The sequence below is a fragment of the Kistimonas ophiarachnellae genome (assembly GCF_057552235.1).
Window position 1 is genome coordinate 66,747 of record NZ_BAAJPA010000014.1, and the last position, 19,494, is coordinate 86,240.

18 protein-coding genes are annotated in these 19,494 nt (G+C 51.5%); 5 read left to right on the top strand and 13 right to left on the bottom strand.

What is annotated here, in order from left to right; genetic code table 11:
• The first annotated feature begins 75 nt into the window (after positions 1 to 75).
• The gene (gene mutS, locus AC27K1_RS17075; protein WP_487152005.1) at positions 76 to 2,688 is read left to right on the top strand and encodes a DNA mismatch repair protein MutS; all 2,613 of its coding nucleotides are present in this window, start codon (positions 76 to 78) and stop codon (positions 2,686 to 2,688) included.
• Between the two features lie 213 nt (positions 2,689 to 2,901).
• Entirely contained in the window at positions 2,902 to 3,225 is a 324-nt protein-coding gene (gene fdxA / locus AC27K1_RS17080; RefSeq protein ID WP_395183311.1) for a ferredoxin FdxA, read from the top strand.
• A gap of 61 nt (positions 3,226 to 3,286) precedes the next feature.
• On the opposite strand, the gene rpoS is transcribed toward fdxA, so the two are convergent.
• From rpoS to AC27K1_RS17135, 11 genes are all read right to left on the bottom strand, one after another.
• On the bottom strand, positions 3,287 to 4,315 hold the full coding sequence (gene rpoS, locus AC27K1_RS17085) for an RNA polymerase sigma factor RpoS (protein WP_487152006.1): 1,029 nt from the start codon (positions 4,313 to 4,315) through the stop codon (positions 3,287 to 3,289).
• A 118-nt stretch (positions 4,316 to 4,433) separates the two neighbouring features.
• On the bottom strand, positions 4,434 to 5,258 hold the full coding sequence (locus AC27K1_RS17090) for a peptidoglycan DD-metalloendopeptidase family protein (RefSeq protein WP_487152007.1): 825 nt from the start codon (positions 5,256 to 5,258) through the stop codon (positions 4,434 to 4,436).
• Between the two features lie 179 nt (positions 5,259 to 5,437).
• On the bottom strand, positions 5,438 to 6,331 hold the full coding sequence (locus AC27K1_RS17095; RefSeq protein WP_487152008.1) for a DUF368 domain-containing protein: 894 nt from the start codon (positions 6,329 to 6,331) through the stop codon (positions 5,438 to 5,440).
• An 84-nt stretch (positions 6,332 to 6,415) separates the two neighbouring features.
• On the bottom strand, positions 6,416 to 7,072 hold the full coding sequence (locus tag AC27K1_RS17100; RefSeq protein ID WP_487152009.1) for a protein-L-isoaspartate(D-aspartate) O-methyltransferase: 657 nt from the start codon (positions 7,070 to 7,072) through the stop codon (positions 6,416 to 6,418).
• A gap of 87 nt (positions 7,073 to 7,159) precedes the next feature.
• A complete protein-coding gene (gene truD / locus AC27K1_RS17105) occupies positions 7,160 to 8,191 on the bottom strand; it encodes a tRNA pseudouridine(13) synthase TruD (protein ID WP_487152010.1) in 1,032 nt (343 codons plus the stop codon).
• 93 nt (positions 8,192 to 8,284) lie between these two features.
• Positions 8,285 to 8,554 (bottom strand): septum formation initiator family protein, encoded by a 270-nt coding sequence (locus tag AC27K1_RS17110; protein ID WP_487152011.1) that lies wholly within the window; start codon positions 8,552 to 8,554, stop codon positions 8,285 to 8,287.
• A 208-nt stretch (positions 8,555 to 8,762) separates the two neighbouring features.
• Positions 8,763 to 9,614 (bottom strand): 3-deoxy-8-phosphooctulonate synthase, encoded by an 852-nt coding sequence (gene kdsA / locus AC27K1_RS17115; protein WP_487152012.1) that lies wholly within the window; start codon positions 9,612 to 9,614, stop codon positions 8,763 to 8,765.
• A gap of 15 nt (positions 9,615 to 9,629) precedes the next feature.
• Entirely contained in the window at positions 9,630 to 11,264 is a 1,635-nt protein-coding gene (gene pyrG, locus AC27K1_RS17120) for a CTP synthase (protein WP_487152013.1), read from the bottom strand.
• A 114-nt stretch (positions 11,265 to 11,378) separates the two neighbouring features.
• Complete coding sequence (gene tilS / locus AC27K1_RS17125; protein ID WP_487152014.1) at positions 11,379 to 12,686, bottom strand: tRNA lysidine(34) synthetase TilS; 1,308 nt, start codon at positions 12,684 to 12,686, stop codon at positions 11,379 to 11,381.
• Positions 12,687 to 12,855: 169 nt separating this feature from the next.
• Entirely contained in the window at positions 12,856 to 13,806 is a 951-nt protein-coding gene (locus tag AC27K1_RS17130; RefSeq protein WP_487152015.1) for an acetyl-CoA carboxylase carboxyltransferase subunit alpha, read from the bottom strand.
• 138 nt (positions 13,807 to 13,944) lie between these two features.
• Positions 13,945 to 14,700 (bottom strand): hypothetical protein, encoded by a 756-nt coding sequence (locus tag AC27K1_RS17135; protein WP_487152016.1) that lies wholly within the window; start codon positions 14,698 to 14,700, stop codon positions 13,945 to 13,947.
• 453 nt (positions 14,701 to 15,153) lie between these two features.
• Here AC27K1_RS17135 and AC27K1_RS17140 point away from each other — a divergent pair, with 453 nt between their 5' ends.
• Complete coding sequence (locus tag AC27K1_RS17140) at positions 15,154 to 15,429, top strand: Lar family restriction alleviation protein (protein WP_487152017.1); 276 nt, start codon at positions 15,154 to 15,156, stop codon at positions 15,427 to 15,429.
• A gap of 53 nt (positions 15,430 to 15,482) precedes the next feature.
• Here the strand turns inward: AC27K1_RS17140 and AC27K1_RS17145 are convergent, their stop codons facing one another.
• Positions 15,483 to 16,325, bottom strand: a complete 843-nt coding sequence (locus AC27K1_RS17145; RefSeq protein ID WP_487152018.1) for a hypothetical protein — start codon at positions 16,323 to 16,325, stop codon at positions 15,483 to 15,485.
• Between the two features lie 245 nt (positions 16,326 to 16,570).
• Here AC27K1_RS17145 and AC27K1_RS17150 point away from each other — a divergent pair, with 245 nt between their 5' ends.
• Complete coding sequence (locus tag AC27K1_RS17150; protein ID WP_487152019.1) at positions 16,571 to 16,909, top strand: hypothetical protein; 339 nt, start codon at positions 16,571 to 16,573, stop codon at positions 16,907 to 16,909.
• A 233-nt stretch (positions 16,910 to 17,142) separates the two neighbouring features.
• Positions 17,143 to 17,724: a superoxide dismutase [Fe] gene (gene sodB, locus AC27K1_RS17155; RefSeq protein WP_487152020.1), complete on the top strand. Its 582-nt coding sequence runs from the start codon at positions 17,143 to 17,145 to the stop codon at positions 17,722 to 17,724.
• Between the two features lie 726 nt (positions 17,725 to 18,450).
• On the opposite strand, the gene AC27K1_RS17160 is transcribed toward sodB, so the two are convergent.
• Positions 18,451 to 19,401, bottom strand: coding sequence for a transporter substrate-binding domain-containing protein (locus AC27K1_RS17160; protein ID WP_487152021.1), 951 nt, complete (start codon positions 19,399 to 19,401; stop codon positions 18,451 to 18,453).
• Positions 19,402 to 19,494: the final 93 nt, after the last annotated feature.

Consider the following 19,494-nt stretch of genomic DNA (forward strand, 5'->3'; position numbering starts at 1 on the left):
ACCAGATACCGTACAATCTCTCCATTTACCCGGTCACGCCGGTGACCTGACAAGAACGACCTGATCCGGATCATCATGACTCAAGCAGCAAAAGCCAGCGATAACAAGCAAACCCCCATGATGCAGCAATATATGCGCATCAAGCAGCAACACCGGGATCAGCTGGTTTTTTACCGCATGGGCGACTTTTATGAGCTGTTCCATGATGATGCAAAAAAAGCCGCGTCACTGCTCGACATCACCCTGACGGCGAGGGGCCACTCCAACGGGCAGCCCATTCCGATGGCGGGCATCCCCTTTCATGCTGCGGAAGGTTATCTCGCCCGGCTCGTCAAGCTGGGTGAATCGGTTGCTATCTGCGAACAGATTGGTGACCCCGCAACCAGCAAGGGGCCGGTTGAACGTAAAGTTGTCAGGATCATCACACCGGGCACCGTCAGCGATGAAGCTTTATTAGAAGAACGGAGTGATAACTGGCTGGCCGCCCTGCATGTGCAGGATGATCTTTACGGGCTGGCCATCATGGACATCACCAGCGGTCGGTTCCACGTTCTGGAAGTCAAAGGCCTGGAAGCCATCCTTGGTGAACTCCAGCGCCTTAGCCCGGCGGAACTTCTGACCAGTGAAGACCAGGTTTTTGATAGCCTGATTGCACAGCGCAATGGTTTCCGGCGCCGCCCGCCCTGGGATTTCGATCTTGAAACAGCGCACGACCTGCTGACCCGCCAGTTCAAAACCAAAGATTTGTCCGGCTTTGACTGCAGCCATATGACCGTTGCCATTGCTGCCGCCGGCTGCCTGCTGCAATACGCAAAAGATACCCAGCGTACCGACCTGCCCCATGTTCGCACCTTGCGGGTTGAACGTCGTGAAGACTGCGTGGTGCTCGATGCGGCCAGCCGTCGCAACCTCGAGCTGGATACCAACCTTAACGGTGGTCGTGACAATACCCTGTTGTCGGTGATGGATAAGACCGCGACGGCAATGGGAAGTCGCCTTCTCTGCCGCTGGATTAACCAGCCACTCCAGAATATTGATCTGCTGCGTGAACGCCAGTCAGTTATTCTCGCCTTGTTGTCGGATTATCGGTACGAACCTATTCATTCGACACTCAAAGGCATTGGTGACATTGAACGCATACTTGCCCGTGTTGCGATTCGCTCGGCACGCCCTCGTGATCTTGCCCGGTTGCGTGATGCACTTTCACGCTTACCGGACCTTCAGACACAGCTGAGTGCAATTGATAATGTCCGACTAAACCAGCTGGCTACCCAAATCAGTGAGCATCCGGAGCTGGTTGCCATTCTGCAAAAGGCCGTTATTGAAAATCCGCCGGTTGTCATCCGTGACGGCGGCGTGATTGCAGAGGGCTATGACGAAGAACTCGACGAACTCCGCGCCATCAGTGAAAACGCCGGCGATTACCTGCTGCAGATGGAAAAGCGGGAAAAAGAAGAAACCGGCCTCTCGTCACTGAAAGTGGGTTACAACCGGGTACACGGTTATTTCATTGAACTGAGTCGCCGTGAAGCGGAAGACGCACCGGTTAACTATATTCGTCGCCAGACGTTGAAGAACACCGAACGTTTCATTACCCCTGAACTGAAGACATTCGAAGACAAAGCACTCTCCAGCAAAAGCCGCGCGTTGGCGAGGGAAAAGGCACTGTACGAAGCCTTGCTTGAAATCCTGGCCGAACAGCTGCTGCCACTCCAGGATACGGCTCAGGCCATTGCGGAACTGGATGCCCTGACCTGCTTCGCTGAACGCGCAGAAACCCTCAATCTCGCCTGCCCTGAACTCACACAGGGTGAAGGAATTATGATTGAAGAAGGTCGACACCCTGTTGTCGAACAGGTATTGAACAATCCGTTCGTAGCCAACAGTCTCGACCTTCATCGTGACCGGCGCATGCTGATTATTACTGGCCCAAACATGGGCGGTAAATCGACCTATATGCGGCAAACCGCGCTGATTGTGCTGCTTGCCCATATCGGGAGCTTTGTACCGGCAAGCCACGCAAAGATCAGCATTGTCGACAGAATTTTTACACGAATCGGCTCATCGGACGACCTGGCAGGCGGTCGCTCAACCTTCATGGTGGAAATGACAGAAACTGCTAGTATCCTCAATAATGCGACAGAACGCAGCCTGGTACTGATGGATGAGATCGGTCGCGGCACCAGCACCTTCGATGGACTCTCTCTGGCATGGGCCTGCGCGCATCACCTGGCCGACCAGATCCAGGCTTACACCCTGTTCGCTACACACTATTTTGAAATCACCCAGCTGCCTGAATCCTGCCAACGGGTGGCCAATGTTCACCTGAATGCCACAGAGCACGACGATCGGATCGTATTTTTACATGCCGTCCAGGAAGGGCCTGCCAGCCAAAGTTACGGCCTTCAAGTTGCGCAACTCGCCGGCGTTCCCCGTAACGTGATCCTTCAAGCGAAGGACAAACTGCATCAGCTCGAGCAAAAACCCAATGATGCAGAACTGCAGCCTGAACCACCCGCTACCCACAAGCGCGCACGAAAAGCAGCCAACCCATCCCCTCAGACGGACCTGTTTGCGCTTCAGGCACCCCATCCGGCCGTGGACATCATTGAACAGCTGGACGTTGATGATATATCACCACGCGAGGCGCTGGATTTACTGTATCGATTGAAAAAAACGGTTAAGTGATCAGACGGTTCTATCGATAGTAAAAAATCATCTTAATCCGAAGGAACGACGAGTGCCGGTTACCTGTAACCGGCCAGAGTTTACTGTTAGACTAGCGTCCGAAATAACCATTGACTGGATCACCCCGGTACCGTGACAGCCAACAGACAGGGTTGATAACTGGTCGGCGCTAGAATAACAATCAAATCAGCCTATGAAGATGGAGTAACCGCTATGGCTTTTGTAGTGGGTGAGAACTGCATAAAGTGCAAGTACACAGACTGCGTCGAAGTCTGCCCTGTAGATTGCTTTTATGAAGGCCCGAACTTCCTGGTCATCCACCCGGACGAATGTATTGACTGCGCACTCTGTGAACCGGAATGCCCCGCTAACGCCATTTTCTCGGAAGACGAAGTCCCTGAAGATCAGCAGGAGTTCATTGAACTGAATGCGGACCTGGCTGAAATCTGGCCCAATATCACCGAAAAGAAAGATTCGCTGCCGGATGCCGAAGAGTGGGACGGCGTAAAAGGCAAACTGGAGCACCTGGAACGTTAATCACGACACTAAAAAAGCCATGGTAAACCATGGCTTTTTTGTATCTATGAATGCAAATACATTAACTGAACAACGATTCGCTTGAAAGCCCCTGCTTTTCGAGAATACAACGCAAACGCTTCAATGCCTCAACCTGGATCTGTCGCACTCTCTCACGGGTCAGGCCAATTTCCTTGCCTACTTCTTCCAAGGTACTGGTTTCATAGCCCCGCAATCCGAATCGCCTGGCAACCACTTCACGCTGCTTCTCGGAAAGTTCACTCAACCATTTATCAATACTGTCGTTGAGATCACTATCCTGCAGCAGAACTGCCGGATCGTTTTCACGGATGTCCGAAATCGTATCCAGAACAGATTTATCAGAGTCATGCCCCAGGGGCGTATCTACTGACGTCACCCGTTCATTCAAACCCAGCATCCGCTTGACATCATCAACCGGCTTGTCGAGCAGATTAGCGATTTCTTCGGGGGTTGGATCATGATCCAGCTTCTGGGTCAGCTCACGTGCTGCACGAAGATAGACATTCAGTTCCTTGACAACATGAATCGGAAGCCGGATCGTCCGGGTCTGATTCATGATGGCCCGTTCGATCGTCTGTCGTATCCACCACGTTGCGTAGGTGGAGAACCGGAAGCCACGCTCAGGATCAAACTTCTCCACCGCCCTGATGAGACCGAGATTACCTTCCTCAATCAGGTCGAGCAGCGATAAGCCTCGATTAACATAACGACGAGAGATTTTCACGACAAGCCGGAGATTACTTTCAATCATCCGTCTACGACCTGCTTCCACACCCTTCCTGGCCAACCGGGCAAAGTGCACTTCTTCTTCCGGGGTCAGCAAAGGCGAAAAGCCGATTTCGTTGAGGTACAACTGTGTAGCATCCAGCGACTTGTAAAATGCATCATCGTCGCGTTGCCGATGACCACTTTGACCACTTACCGCTGCTGTACGTTGCACTGCTCCTTCATTCGGTAACTCCGAACTGGAATCAACTTCACTTTCGAGCGAACCTGAATCAAACTCCTCTCCATGGACTACACTTTCGCTCACTTCATCCAGCTCTACCTCTTCCCTTTTTAGTGCCATAAGCGCCAATCCTGTTAATGAGATGGTCCCACTCACAGTCGAACAGCTAGAGGGCTGCATCGACGACCCTAAACTATCAGGTCCGTCTATTTTTTTGCCAAACCACAACTTCTGTACATCAGCGTTTTGACAGATAAAGAAGAGGATCTACAGGTTTACCATTACGCCGAATTTCAAAGTGCAGTTTAGGCTCACTCGTCCCTGTAGAACCTATTTCGGCTATCTTCTGACCCGCTTTAACTGTGCTTCCTTCCCTGACAAGTAATGCCTTGTTGTGAGCGTAAGCACTCAGATAGCTGCCATTATGCTTGATAATGATCAGGTTGCCGTAACCTGTCAGACCACTGCCGGCATAAACCACTTCACCTGCAGCCGTCGCAAATACAGGTTCCCCGATCTTGCCAGCGATATCAATACCCTTGTTAACCCTTCCCTGGGCTGAGAAGCGTGAAATCACCTTGCCTTTGGCTGGCCAGCGCCAGCTGGAAACCCGGACATTATCGGTAGTTTTTTTGACCGGAGAGACTGGCTCTTTTTTATACACCTTGGTTTTAGTCGTTTTTGCGGGCTGCGGTTTTGACGCTTTTGCAACAACTTTTGGCTTGGAATAAGTCGTCGCAGCGCGACCGGAAAGCGTCAGCCGTTGACCCGGATAAATAACGTAGGGAGAAGCGATTCTGTTAGCGGATGCTAACCTTCTATAATCCTGTCCATAACGCCATGCGATGGAAAAAAGCGTTTCACCCGGTTGAACAACATGGGTGCCACTCATGACAGTTTCAGGGCGAGTCCGATTACTGACCGGTATATCAAGACGCTGATGCGAGCAGCCCGAAACCAGGAAGGCCAACATCAGCAGCGTGATATTTTTTGAGCAAACGTTTAAATATTTTCGTAACGTCATCTCGTTTTGTTTAATACGCCAGCCAAACCCTTTAACCATATTCCAAGCTGTCTATTTATTATCCTTTTATCTTAAAAAAGGATTGTTATTACCAATCTATCTAAAAATTCAACTTTGGGTCTTTTAATTCATGGGTAGTAAAGTGTTTACTACCCAATAAAAAACAACATAACGCAACAAACACAATACTTATCGTCAATAAAATCAAACCAATCACTTCAATTGGTTGATACTTTTGAACGTCCATACCACTCAAATACCGACACAGCAATCACAGCGATCACCATCAGGGCAACGGCCGCCGCTAGTTCAGGTGATTGTCCCGTTAAATGCTCATACTGCCAGGGCATGACATTCACTTGCTGAACGGGGATTTGAGCACCATTATCTGCCAGTTCCCACGAGAGCGTTTGCTTCCAGGGCCAGATTTTTTCTATTGCCCCCAGCATCAACCCAACAAGAAAAGCCAACGTCGTCTGACGATAATAGCTGAGCAACCATGAAAGGACGTGCGAAAACAACAAAAGACCTACGACGCAACCCACGGCAAACACAGCCAGTATGCCAATATCAAACTGTGTAACCGCCTGTAGAATCGGTGCGTAAAAGCCGAGCAATAACAAAATAAAACTGCCGGAAATACCTGGCAGAATCATCGCGCAGATAGCCAGCGCACCGGCCCATAGAAAGGAGTACCATGCGGGTTGATCAGCGATTCCCGGTGTTGCATGCCCGATCAAAACAGCCATACCAACGCCTGCAGCCAGCGCAACAAAACGTCCCGGTGACCAGTGAGTGACATTACGCAATATTAACAGGGCAGAAATGACAATCAGCCCGAAGAAGAAAGACCAGACCTGGATTGGCCAGACGGCCAGGCTGTAGGTAATCAACCGCGCCATGGTAAAGACGCTGAACAGAACACCACCAAACACAGCAACCAGAAATGTGCCATCCACATGACGCCAGCAGGCTGCCAGTCCCTCACGGAAAAGCATCTTCAGTGAAGTCGGCCCCAGCTTTTTAAGACTGTTCAGCAGGCGATCATAGATACCGGTAACAAAAGCAATCGTACCACCGGAAACCCCGGGCACGACATCGGCCGCGCCCATCAGCGCACCTTTAAGGAAAAGTATCAACACATCTAACGGCAACATCACGTCACACAACCAACTTAACAATAATCTCAATAACGGTTATTCGACAGTCCCTGCCAGCAGCGGTACAAACCTGACTGCCTCAAGAATCTGCTCGGTATACCCCTTGTCTGTCCGGGTCACACACACCAGCAACTGATCCCCATCAGGTCCAACCGGGATGACCATGCGCCCCCCAACAGCTAACTGCCCAAGCAGTACCTGCGGCATTTCAACAGGCGCCGCTGTAACGAGGATACCATCAAACCCGCCCTCTTCGGGCCAGCCGGAAAACCCGTCCGCATGACGCATCATGACGTTATAAAGCTTCAGCTTCCGCAATCTCTGCCTGGCGCGATCCTGCAGGGAACGGATACGCTCTACCGTATATACCCTGTCTGCCAGCTGGGCCATGACCGCTGTCTGGTAACCAGACCCCGTACCCACTTCAAGCACTTTACCGACATTACCCGTTTGCAGCAGGCTCTCAGTCATTCGGGCCACGATATAAGGTTGGGAAAGCGTCTGGCTACGACCGATGGGCAGCGCCGTATCCTCATAGGCCCTGTGTGACAATGCTTCGTCCACAAACAGGTGCCTGGGTGTTTTACGCATGACATCAAGGACACGCTGATCCCTGATCCCCTGTTCAACCAGGCGCTGAATCAGGCGATCACGGGTTCGCTGCGATGTCATACCAATACCAGCCAGATTCATTCAGCCCCCAGACCTACTTCCACCTAGCAGGCAATAGTGTCACTAGAGTACGCCAGTTTACAATACGTTCTTCCTCATAAACGACGTTTAGCTAATATTTTCAAACAACTCATTCAGAACAGCCGTTGCATACGTGCCCTTGGGAAGGAAGAAAGACAGCAGCAAATCACCCTCCTCCCAGCGCCATTCCATTTTCTCTGGCGTCACCCGCAAAGCGCGTCGCTCCTGGTTCATGCCAGCTTTTTCAAGACCCTGACACAGTTCAGGCCAGCGCTCAGCCAGCGACACTTCCCAGGCATTCACCTCGCCCTCAGAAAGCAGGGAGCCACGCCCCCAGAGAGGACCGGTATCATGCAACTCACCTGACGCAAAGCGTTCTGCAACGGTTTCATCTCTACGCTCTGGCAAAATCAGGGAGTGGCTGTCACGAAACGTTAACACATCACCCTCCAGCAAACGTGACCATGTCTGCTCACGCACACGCTGCGCCAGCAATTGATTGAACAACCATGAACGCGCTGCAGACAATACAATGCTTTTCTGATCACGCTTCAGCCGCAGCTTTCTATCAAAAAATGCCAGCGCTTTATCCAGGTTACCGCCATCAAAACCAAACCGCTGCATACCAAAATAATTGGGCACACCGCCGTCACTTATCGAACGCAGGCGGTTATCGATATCAGCCAACTCGCCCTGAACATCCCGTAACCGTATGGCAAAGTGGTTACCAGACAGCGCGCCCTGACGCAGTTTGCGGTTATGCCATTCTGTTTTCAGAACCGAAATACCCTCACCACAGGAAGCCCAATCCAGGTCATCCGCCCGCCCCTTACCAGGCAACTGAAGACTGAACCACTGCCGGGTGACACCCTGGCGATCTTTCAGCCCCGCATAGCCAACAGACGAAGCCGGAATACCGGCGATACGCGCCAGGCTCCGGGCAACCCACTGCGTGTTTTGTCCCGTTTTCTCAATCCAGAGAAACAGGTGTTCACCTTCACCACAGGGTTCAAACGGCAGCACCTCTTCCACACGGAAATCTTCCGGCTGCACTTTAAATGCCGCGCTACCACAGGCTTCGCCGCTGGCCCTGGGCAGATTCATATCCCAATCAGTCATGACAACCTTCACAATATAATCAGAACGTGTGCAGGAAGCCTGCACACAAGATGATCCTGAAACAAGGTAAGAAAAACAGGGGCTTTCTGAGAATCAATCCGTCATGAGAAAGAATTCTTCATCATGCCTGATCATGCCCAGCTCCGTACGCGCGTATTCTTCAACAGCCTCCAGGCCTGTCTGCAATGCAACGACATCGACAGCCAGCAGGCGATTACGCTCGGCAAGCCGCTGGTTTTCAAGCTTTTGAAGGGCAACCTGCTCTTTAACAGCCATTAACTGGGCAATACTGCCTTCACCCACCCACAATCGGTATTGCAGGAGTGCAAGGAGAAACGCCAGCATGATCATTACTATTCGCATACGCAAAAAACTGGAAAACAGGTGACTCAGGAAAGCATAACAGTCAACAGCGCTGAAAACAGCTAACAGAGCGGACGCCCTTTCAGGGTACTTAAGCTATCGTCTCTTTCCTGCCATAAAAAAACAGGGTCGCTTCTGCGACCCTGTCATTATCCATATTCCGCTCAGGCGTATTTTAACAATACTTACCCAAGAGCTGAATCATGGATTAACTCAGATCCAGCGGTGCGAAACCTTTGACCAGCTCATCAACCGCCTTAATGCGTCCAAGGAAAGGCTCCAGCTTATCCAGGCGCAACGCACTGGGACCGTCGCAACGGGCGTTGTCAGGATCAGGATGGGCTTCCAGGAAAAGCCCCGCCAAGCCCAGCGCCATACCGGCACAGGCCAGCTCAGCGACCTGATGGCGTCGCCCACCGGACGCTTCACCCAGCGGATCACGGCACTGCAGCGAATGGGTGACATCAAAAATCACCGGCATGCCGCCACTGACTTCTTTCATGGTACGGAAACCCAGCATATCGACCACCAGGTTGTCATAGCCAAAGCAGCTGCCACGCTCGCACAGCATGACGTTTTCACAGCCACCTTCGCGGAATTTGTCCACGATATTGCGCATCTGTGAAGGGCTCAGAAACTGGGGCTTCTTGACATTCACCACCGCACCCGTCGCCGCCATGGCCGCAACAAGATCAGTCTGGCGCGCCAGAAACGCTGGCAGCTGGATGACATCGGCCACCTTGGCCACCGGCTCACACTGGTGAACCTCGTGCACATCGGTAATCACGGGCACACCGTAGGTGTCCTTGATTTCCTGCAGGATCTCCAGCCCTTTCTCCATGCCCGGCCCACGATAGGAGGCAATGGAAGAACGGTTTGCCTTGTCAAAGGACGCCTTGAACACATAGGGAATGCCCAACTTGCGCGTCACATCCACATAGTGGCCAGCCACTTCCAGCGCCAACTCGCGGGATTCCAGCACATTCATGCCACCAAAGAGCACAAAGGGCCGGTCATTGGCGACATCAATGTCAGCAACCCGTAGCGTTTTCTGATCCATGAGACAGTTCCCCAATCAGGCTTTCTGGCCAGCACCGTGTGCCAGCGCCGCTTCAACAAATGCCGTGAACAGGCCGTGACCATCACGCGGCGTAGAGGTGAATTCCGGGTGAAACTGGCAGGCCACAAACCAGGGGTGATCCTGAATCTCCACCATCTCCACCAGCGCCTGATCCACAGAACGCCCGGAGATCTTCATGCCAGCCGCTTCAATGCGATCCACGTAATGATCGTTCACTTCATAACGGTGACGGTGACGCTCATTGATCACATCCTTGCCATAGGCCTGGAACGACCGCGTGCCTTCAACCAGACGACACTGCTGCGCACCCAGGCGCATGGTGCCACCGAGGTCTGACGTTTCACTACGCTGCTCAACCTGACCATCGCTGTCCATCCACTCAGTGATCAGACCAATGACAGGATTCTCGCAGTTAGCATCAAATTCGGTGCTGTCCGCGTTTTCAATACCGACAACGTTACGGACAAATTCAACCACCGCCAGCTGCATACCCAGGCAGATACCCAGGTAAGGAATCTTGTTTTCACGGGCGTGACGAATAGCGGCAATTTTACCTTCCACGCCACGGTTACCAAAGCCACCAGGAACCAGGATGGCATCGACACCGTCCAGAACATCGACGCCCTGACGCTCAATCTCTTCAGAATCGATATAACGCAGGTTGACCTTGGTACGGGTTTTCAGACCGGCATGCTTCATCGCCTCAATCAGCGACTTGTAGGCATCCAGCAGCTCCATGTACTTGCCAACCATCGCCACGGTCACTTCGCGTGTGGGATTCAGTTCACGATCCAGCACATCATCCCATTCACCCAGATCTGCTTCACCGCATTCCAGTGAGAAGTTATCGACGATCAGCTGATCCAGACCCTGCTCGTGCAGCATACGGGGAATACGGTAAATAGAATCCGCATCCTGCAGGGAAATAACTGCGCGTTCTTCAACGTTGGTAAACAGTGCAATCTTACGGCGTGAAGAGACATCAATATGATGCTCGGAACGGCAGATCAGAATATCCGGCTGCAGACCGATGGAACGTAGTTCTTTAACAGAGTGCTGGGTCGGTTTGGTTTTGAGCTCACCGGCAGTCTTGATATAAGGAACCAGCGTCAGATGCATCAGCATGGCGCGACGGGAACCCATCTCTACCTTTAACTGACGAACCGCTTCCAGGAATGGCTGGGATTCGATATCACCCACGGTACCGCCGATCTCAACCAGCGCCACATCCGCATCGCCGGCACCGGCGATAATACGACGCTTGATTTCGTCGGTAATATGAGGAATTACCTGAACCGTACCGCCCAGGTAATCACCACGACGCTCTTTCTTGAGTACGTGTTCGTAGATACGACCGGAGGTAAAATTATTCCCCTGTCTCATGGTCGTTCTGACGAAACGCTCGTAATGCCCCAGGTCCAGGTCCGTTTCCGCCCCATCTTCGGTGACGAATACTTCACCGTGCTGGAAAGGACTCATGGTACCGGGGTCAACGTTGATATAGGGGTCCAGCTTGAGCATGGTGACTTTCAGGCCACGGGCTTCAAGAATGGCCGCCAGCGAGGCAGAGGCAATGCCTTTCCCCAACGACGATACGACACCACCGGTGACAAATATGTAGCGTGTCATTTAAAACCTGTTGAATTTGCAGGCAGTTTATCTGCCTTCTGGATGGGAAGTATTAACGAAAAAAGATGGGACTGCAGGATACCAAACATCCCGCCCGCCCACAACGACGGAAATTCACCATTGCCCTTCAAAAGGCGATTCCCAGCAGTATGAAATACCTGGCTCATTCCCCGTGACCGCATACTCTGCATTGACCAGCAGACCAGGAATCGCTACCAGCTCACCGGATCGATGGAGGATCGGCAGGCGATCACGTACCCAGGCAGGCACACCCAATTCATTGAGCCACTTTTTCAGTGATTTACTACCAGTCCGACCTGGCAGACGGAATGGCGCAACCATGATATCGGAACGATAGCAGAGCCAAAGATCAGAGATATCGAACCTAAATAAAACCAATGACTGCTCCTGCTTTTCAGCATAGATACGACCATTTCCAGGCAGCTCGAGATCACAATTTGCAGAAAGCACCAACTGACAGGAAAATGGCCGCAAATTATCCAAAGGCTTAAGGGCCACTATTGCGCCACCATGTCGCCTGACCTCACACCCTTCCCAGCTCACAACCGGACAGGCATCCTGAGCTGCTGATATCAGCTCATCCAAAATACATTGAATCACCGCCCGGCCGGGTAATGGATAACCTTGGGATCGAAGCCAATAGCGAAGCACATTACGCTGTCGATAGTTAGTCAGTTGCTTTAGACAAGCAATATCAATTACTGGAACGCCGGCATGGTAGGGAATGCCATTAACTGACAAAACCTGTTGCAGATCCTCTTCTGCGACCTGATCCAGCAATTCTGCTGCATCCGCGGCATCCTCTGCCAGACGCCCCAGATTCTTCAGCGCACCCGACCAGCGCGTGTTCAGCTTTGGCAATACATCATGCCGCAAAAAATTGCGGTCATAGGAGGTATCAAGATTCGATTCATCGTCGACCCATTCCAACTGATGCTTTTGCGCATAGGCATGGATGGCTTCTCTAGATACATCCAACAATGGACGTAGAATCATTGCCTCCCCCATCGCACGCTCCCTGGGAATTGCCGCAACCCCGTGCACGCCACACCCTCTAACCACCCGGTAAAGCAGAGTCTCAGCCTGATCATTCAAGTGATGGGCCTGCAGGAGACAGTCACCCGGGCGAAGCACTTCTTCATACTGCTGATAGCGTGCCGCCCTGGCCGATGCTTCCAAACCATCCCCAGTACCACGCTTTACCACAATCTGGCGAGAGACTAACGGCACAGAGCACTGATCACAAATCGTCTCGCAGAACGCCTGCCACTCAGCAGCATTGGGGCTCAATCCATGATTGACATGAATCGCTTCCAGAGAGCGAATAATTCCCCGTTCCCTTAGCGCTACACACAGATGCAATAGAACCGTGGAATCCAGCCCACCGCTGAGCCCAACCACCAGCCGCCTATCCCTGTATATTTCAGGCAACCTTTCTAAGAAAGCGTCATCTGTCAGATGCATATTGGTATCCATAACACGGACTCAACAACGAAAAACCGGCATGGTGGTAGCCATGCCGGCTTCTCAAATGACAAATACCGGATCAGTAAAACTGAAATCCTGCTATTTACTTGACCCCATAACGCTGCAGACGTTCATATCGGGTGGTTACCAACTCATCCACAGACATGGAAGACAGCTCTTCCAGCTCTAGCACTAGAGCCTGTTTCACAGAATCTGCCGCTTTGGCGACATCACGATGCGCACCACCTAACGGCTCTTCAATAATTCGGTCAACAAAGCCCAGCTCCTGCAGGCGTTTTGCTGTAATACCCATTGCTTCCGCGGCTTCAGCCGCATGATCCGCTTTTTTCCAGAGAATGGATGCACATCCTTCCGGTGAAATAACGGAATAGGTTGAATACTGGAGCATCAGCAACCGGTCACATACACCAATGGCCAGCGCGCCACCGGATCCCCCTTCACCAATCACGGTTGAGATGATTGGAGTATTCAGGCGTGACATCACCGCCAGATTCCAGGCAATCGCCTCACTCTGACCACGCTCTTCGGCGTTAATACCCGGGTAAGCGCCCGGTGTATCAATAAAGGTCAGAATTGGCAGCTTAAAACGCTCAGCCATTTCCATCAGCCGACAAGCCTTCCGATAGCCTTCAGGCTTGGGCATACCAAAATTACGGCGAACCTTTTCAGGGATTTCACGCCCTTTCTGATGGCCGATAATCATGATCGGCTTACCATCCAGTTCCGCCATACCGCCGATAATGGATTTGTCATCCGCAAAACGACGATCACCGTGTAACTCATCAAAGTCGTCAAAAACCGCCTTGATATAGTCCAGCGTGTAGGGACGACGGGGATGGCGGGCCAACTGGGCAACCTGCCATGAGGAAAGATCCTTGAAAATGCCTGAAGTCAGGGTTCGGCACTTTTCTTCGAGCGTGGCAATTTCTGCACTGATATTGAGCTCATTGTCCGACCCTACCAGCCGCAGTTCTTCGATTTTTGCTTCCAGCTCAGCGATTGGCTGTTCAAAGTCCAGATAATTCGGGTTCATAGAGACCACTTTACAGGCATTTCTCGGCAAGATCATGAAATCCGGTACAAGATAAGTAATACCATCAACGAAGTCGAGTTAAAATCCGTAAACAACCGTGAGTATGTGTTGTGACGCGGGCTGGAAACTGTGTGAGTTCTACGGCAGAACGGTCACAGGCGTAACAGAGGCGCAGCCTGATAACAATGACTGCCAGGCCTGCTCCCGTGCATCAAGACGCCCTTTCCTGGACTGTGCGGAACGAACTGGCATGACACAGTTAGCCAAACCCTGATAATTCCAACACCAGTCATCTTCACAATTACGCTGGTAGCGAATCACAAGACTTAATGAAGCAGGATCCAGATAACCGGCAATTTCCCGCCATCGGACAGACGGTTCCTGATCAACCACAGGATCAGAATTCGGAGAGTATTTCAGATGCATCAACGCCGACGAAGACAAGAGCGACTGATCCGGCACGATCAGATAATTCACATCATCCAACTCATCAAGCCATGCCAGTATCATGGCGTTGTCGTGAACACCTTCGCCATTCAGCCAACCATTGAACCATTGGGGTAACCAGGCCGTGAGCGAGCAACTCAGCAAGGGATCAACCGCATCTTCCGGACATCGATGCTCTACCGCCGAAACCAACCGGTAATAAAACTTCATGGTATTACCGACACCCACAAGATCCATTCCCGCCCTGTTCTGAAGGTGCTCATATAATGTAAGTGTCGTGCGATAGTCCGGTATCAGCAGGTTTTGGTCTGTGACTTTTAACACCGGCAACAATAATCCTTTGCCGTGTTTAAGCACCTGTGAAACCGTTTTAGGATCACTATCTACTTGCCATTCACCAGCCTTTAGCGGTTTAGACTTATTTGCTTCTATTAAATTGCCAGTCACCTCCCCTTCTCCTGTACTGGAGCAACCATTTAACAGGAAAAGACTTACCACCAGCATGCACAAGGTCCGCAACGCACAAAAGCCTGGAAAGGAAGACATTATTGAATCTGCCAATTTAATAAGGCCGATATGGTAAGTGATTTCCACGTCAGTGAGCAAAATGAACAGAAACACGCCTGACAGTGATGCAATCGAACTGATGGGAATCAACAATAGTTTTGCACCATAACTGCGCAGAGCAAAAACTTGCAAATTATTCGCAACGACCTAGACTAGTTCAAAGCACACAATATATTGTGCAAAGAAAATCAAAAACACCAATATATTGAACCAACCACTAAAAAATACGTTCATCAAAATGAAGTAGCAAAGCCGTGCAGTAAACCCAACGCTGTGACTTGTTGTAGTGTGCAGTACGCACAACCACCACAAGGGATAGAAGAGGGGGTGCCTATGAGATACCAGCTGGAGAACTGCCCGTTTTGCGGCAGCATACATATAGGTTCAGCCGGTTATCTGCTCAGCTACCGAATCGAGTGCAGGGAATGTGGCGCGTGTGGCCCAAAGCGCAAAACACACGCCTTGGCAAAGGAAAGCTGGAACCATCAGTCCAGGGAGCTGCGATTTGAGAAAGAGCTGGAAAGCCGGCAGCTACTGGAACACCTGAACAGTTTTGGTTCATTACCACCGCCAAGTGCCGGGGTGCACGAAACAGCGTCTCACTCCTGATAAATGCATGATAAGCCATCACCACCGATGGCTTTTCATGCAGCGACTTACGTTTACAAAGTCGGCGTCAAACCACCATCGTTACTTCCCTGCTGTACTTCCCTGACCGCATTCTCAAGCTGCAACAATCGCTTGTTGATTTGCTGCCGATAACTGTCCATGGAGCGTGACGCTTCTTTTGTCAGGCTCGCCTGCTGCTTCATTTCTGTCTTCAGCGACGTAACATCGGTTAACACCTTACCGGCCTCTTGCCGTAAACCTTCAACCGATGTCGTCAGCATACCCAGTTCTTCCCGTGATGCAGAAGTATTGGCTACCAGATCTGCACTGATACCCTTGAGTTGACGCTCCATAAGCTCCAGCCTGGATACTGTCTTTTCCAGTATCCCTGAATACTGCCTGTTTTTTTCTGCAGCAGCTTTCAGCGTTTTCAGGGTCGCGGCGTTGTCGGCCAATTGTTTCTCGAGGGCATCAATATCCTTGCGGTTACGCTTGTTCGCCAGATCCCAGAGTTTACGGATTTCAAAATTGATATCCTTCAACTCTGACTTAACCTGCTGATCGCTTTGGCTCATCGTCTGCCCGGTTTCTGTAACAGCGCCAGAGACATCCGTCAGTTGCTTTTCTGCCGCCGCCACCAGGCTGCGGGTCGCCTGCAGTTCATCCTGTAGCGCCGTAATCTGGAAATAACCAAACCCGCCCACGGCCAGCAGCAATCCCAACAGGATCAAAAACAATCCAGTGCCTGCAGAGCCAGTGGACGGCTCTTTTGCCGGTTCACGTACCGTTTTTTTCTTTGTACCAGCGCGGGATGCCGACGAGCGTTCCGTAACCTCATCGGCAGACAGTGAGAGACTCGGCAAATTATCGAGATCATCCCGGTCATCTGAATGCATTGTCATTCCGTGTTCACAAATCGTTGGGAAAGAGTGTTGATACAACAATGGCCGCCATTGTAGTGCAAAGCGACTGGAGACCCAATACAGCGCTTCACGCACCTGATCAGTGCAGCACACCGTTCTGTTGCATCATCAAATGGCAAAAACCAGCACTCGCCTTCCCCCTGGCCCCACACACATTAAAGCTGGAACCAAAATTGCTTAGATAACAGTGCACACTGAAGCCAAGGGGGGAGTATCGCATGACGGTTCAATACACCAAGCAGATGATCGACCTGCTCCAGGTCCTGAGACGCCGTATCAAGGCAGAGTTTGATATCAACATCCGTTTCAGTTCCGATCAGACGATCGATGAAATACACCGCCTGGTGAAGCAAACACGGGATCGCACCACTCGTACAACGGCGCTGCAATTCCTTCAACTGGCCGGTTTTACTATTACAGAACAGGATCTGGACAAACACGTTTCCACCGTGACTCCTGGTGCACCCACTGTAACAAATAACCAACGGGACTCTGCTCTGCCTGACCATTCGATTACAACAAAAACCCGCATCTATCGCGGACGCGTAGTTGCATGACAGATACCGGGTACGGGTAACCACCCAGAAGGTTACCCAGCCTGACGAAAATGACAGCCATCTGCCCGAATAACCCTGCGCGAACTCCGTAGATAAGGCTGTCGCCCAATGCTATCATCCGCAGGCTAAAAAGCTCACATCGCCCCGTAGCATTCACTCTTCGCAGAAAGAGGCGTGTTATCGGTTGGATGTGCAGACCGTATTTAGCCAACCCTGAAATGGAGATATCAAATATGGCATTCGAACTGCCCGCCCTGCCTTACGACCGGGACGCCCTGGAGCCCCATATTTCCAAAGAAACCCTGGACTACCATTACGGCAAGCATCACAACACCTACGTGGTCAAGCTGAACGGTCTGGTTGAAGGCACCGAGCTGGAAAACAAGAGCCTGGAAGACATCATCAAAACCTCTGAAGGCGGCATTTTCAACAATGCAGCCCAGATCTGGAACCACACGTTCTACTGGCACTGCCTGAGCCCCAACGGTGGAGGCGAGCCGACAGGTGAACTGGCAGACGCCATCAACGCCGCATTCGGTTCGTTTGAAGCGTTTCAGCAGACGTTCACCGAGAGCGCGGTCAACAACTTCGGCTCCAGCTGGACCTGGCTGGTCAAGAACACTGACGGCACTGTTGCCATTGTCAACACCAGCAATGCCGCCACACCGCTGACCACCGACCAGACCCCCCTGATGACCTGCGACCTCTGGGAACACGCTTACTACATCGACTACCGCAATGTTCGCCCTGATTACCTGGCGGCCTTCTGGAAGCTACTGAACTGGGAATTCGTTGCTGCGAATTTTGCTGCGTAACAAGGACAGCTGCCGGATACCCTGTCAAGTTGGGAAACAGGCTTATCAGGTTGGGAAACAGACCTGAAAGCTGGAAAACAAGCCTGATAAGTAGGGAAATATATCTGGTATAGAAAGCCTATACCGCCTGATAAGCCTTCTTGTCAGGCGGTACTTTTTTATGCCAAATCGTGGTCAAAAAAATCTCCTGGTTCGCGTTCGAGAAAAAATACCAGACGTGTGAAGATCAGGGGGTGTATTCACAATTACGCTAGCCATATCACACTGACTGCTAAATGAAGCTTCCAAAGTCGTTCTGTCCTGACTTCCCGTAGCGATTGGCTATGCGGCGAAACTGCTTCAGTTTCTGCAACAGCAGTTCTACGAAATTCCACTCTTTGTAGAGCCCCTTGTCACACTCTCTTTAAACCGGTGCCAACAACGAGCAGTGACGCCCCCTGCCCGGAAACAGGATTCCATACCATGACGTATCGCCCTGATTATCCGGCGTGCGTTAAAAGCCCGGATGCGACGAGAGACTGGATTTATGGGTTCATGCATTGGAACAACTGCGCACACAAACAGAACAGCTTGAAGTTTCAGACAACATTCAGGGCAACAGAACAACAGACCAGGGCGACCAGGTCATTTTCAGCTACAGAATTTAGCGATCCTGATGGGGGCGTTATCTTTGTTGAAAAGGACCGGCTTCTTGTCGTGATACCTACACCGGACATTGTTCACAACTCAGTCAGAAGCCTGCGGGTCATGCCTGGTTACCCTGCGAAACCATACAATCAGCAGCAGGGTAATGATGCCTGTGATGCCAATAAGGCCGGGAAGCAGCAGGTCATTCGAGGGTTTGCGCGATTTGTGATCCAGCCAGTTTTGGCTGATGGCATCGACCTCGTGTTGACGGATAGTCTTTTGGGCTTTGGCCAGGATATCAGCCAACAGGGGCTCATCATTGCGGCTGGCGATGCCCAGTCGCAGTTGAAGCTTTGTTTTACCTGCCAGCTTGATGTCCGTGAGTGACATCATCTTGATGTAGTGACGGGAAGAAACGATAAAATCAATGAAATAGTCAATTTCGCCGCTGGACAGTTTCATTAATCCATCCTGTGGGGATTTGACTTTTGTCAGCACTGCATCCGGGTAGCGGTTCATGATGATTTCTTCGGTGGCATAGCCTGAAACAATACCCACTTTTTTGGAAAGATTGGCTTCGATATTTTTCACCATGGCTTTATCGGCCTTGGCGAAAACGCCGATTTTCATCATCAGGTAAGGCGGGGTAAACAGCATGTACTCCTGGCGGCTGGGGGTAACGGCCACGGCTGAAAAGATATCGCACTGCCGTTTTTTCGCTGCCTCGACCGTGGCGTCCCATTGCCTGGTCGGGTATAGCTCGATATTGAGGCCTGTCCGTGCTTTCAGCAGTTCGAAGTAGTCGGCCACAATACCCTCGTGTTCGCCCGCTTCACTGATCTGTTCCAAGGGTAGCCAGGCAGGGTCAACGCACATGAGGATACGCTTTTTCTGTTGCAGGTATTGCTCCTCTGCCGACGTCAGGGAAAGCGTGGCGGATGGCTCAGGGGCGGAATCTCCGGGAGAAGGATAATCCCCGGCAGTATCGGCTGAAAGGGTAAGGCTGCTCAGTGCCAGTAAAAGGAAGAGGTGGCAGGAAGCAAATTTCATGACCTTTGAAACCTGGTAGCAACAGTGATTATGCTTATTTATCGGCTTTCAGCCGTATTCTTGAGTGATCCTCTTGACATCCTCCCCGCCCTG

Bases quoted from the DNA above. Each gene is read 5' to 3' on its own strand.
- mutS (WP_487152005.1), top strand. From the start codon at position 76: ATGACTCAAGCAGCAAAAGCCAGCGATAACAAGCAAACCCCCATGATG.
- fdxA (WP_395183311.1), top strand. From the start codon at position 2,902: ATGGCTTTTGTAGTGGGTGAGAACTGCATAAAGTGCAAGTACACAGAC.
- rpoS (WP_487152006.1), bottom strand. From the start codon at position 4,315: ATGGCACTAAAAAGGGAAGAGGTAGAGCTGGATGAAGTGAGCGAAAGT.
- AC27K1_RS17090 (WP_487152007.1), bottom strand. From the start codon at position 5,258: ATGGTTAAAGGGTTTGGCTGGCGTATTAAACAAAACGAGATGACGTTA.
- AC27K1_RS17095 (WP_487152008.1), bottom strand. From the start codon at position 6,331: ATGGGCGCGGCCGATGTCGTGCCCGGGGTTTCCGGTGGTACGATTGCT.
- AC27K1_RS17100 (WP_487152009.1), bottom strand. From the start codon at position 7,072: ATGAATCTGGCTGGTATTGGTATGACATCGCAGCGAACCCGTGATCGC.
- truD (WP_487152010.1), bottom strand. From the start codon at position 8,191: ATGACTGATTGGGATATGAATCTGCCCAGGGCCAGCGGCGAAGCCTGT.
- AC27K1_RS17110 (WP_487152011.1), bottom strand. From the start codon at position 8,554: ATGCGAATAGTAATGATCATGCTGGCGTTTCTCCTTGCACTCCTGCAA.
- kdsA (WP_487152012.1), bottom strand. From the start codon at position 9,614: ATGGATCAGAAAACGCTACGGGTTGCTGACATTGATGTCGCCAATGAC.
- pyrG (WP_487152013.1), bottom strand. From the start codon at position 11,264: ATGACACGCTACATATTTGTCACCGGTGGTGTCGTATCGTCGTTGGGG.
- AC27K1_RS17130 (WP_487152015.1), bottom strand. From the start codon at position 13,806: ATGAACCCGAATTATCTGGACTTTGAACAGCCAATCGCTGAGCTGGAA.
- AC27K1_RS17140 (WP_487152017.1), top strand. From the start codon at position 15,154: ATGAGATACCAGCTGGAGAACTGCCCGTTTTGCGGCAGCATACATATA.
- AC27K1_RS17145 (WP_487152018.1), bottom strand. From the start codon at position 16,325: ATGCATTCAGATGACCGGGATGATCTCGATAATTTGCCGAGTCTCTCA.
- AC27K1_RS17150 (WP_487152019.1), top strand. From the start codon at position 16,571: ATGACGGTTCAATACACCAAGCAGATGATCGACCTGCTCCAGGTCCTG.
- sodB (WP_487152020.1), top strand. From the start codon at position 17,143: ATGGCATTCGAACTGCCCGCCCTGCCTTACGACCGGGACGCCCTGGAG.
- AC27K1_RS17160 (WP_487152021.1), bottom strand. From the start codon at position 19,401: ATGAAATTTGCTTCCTGCCACCTCTTCCTTTTACTGGCACTGAGCAGC.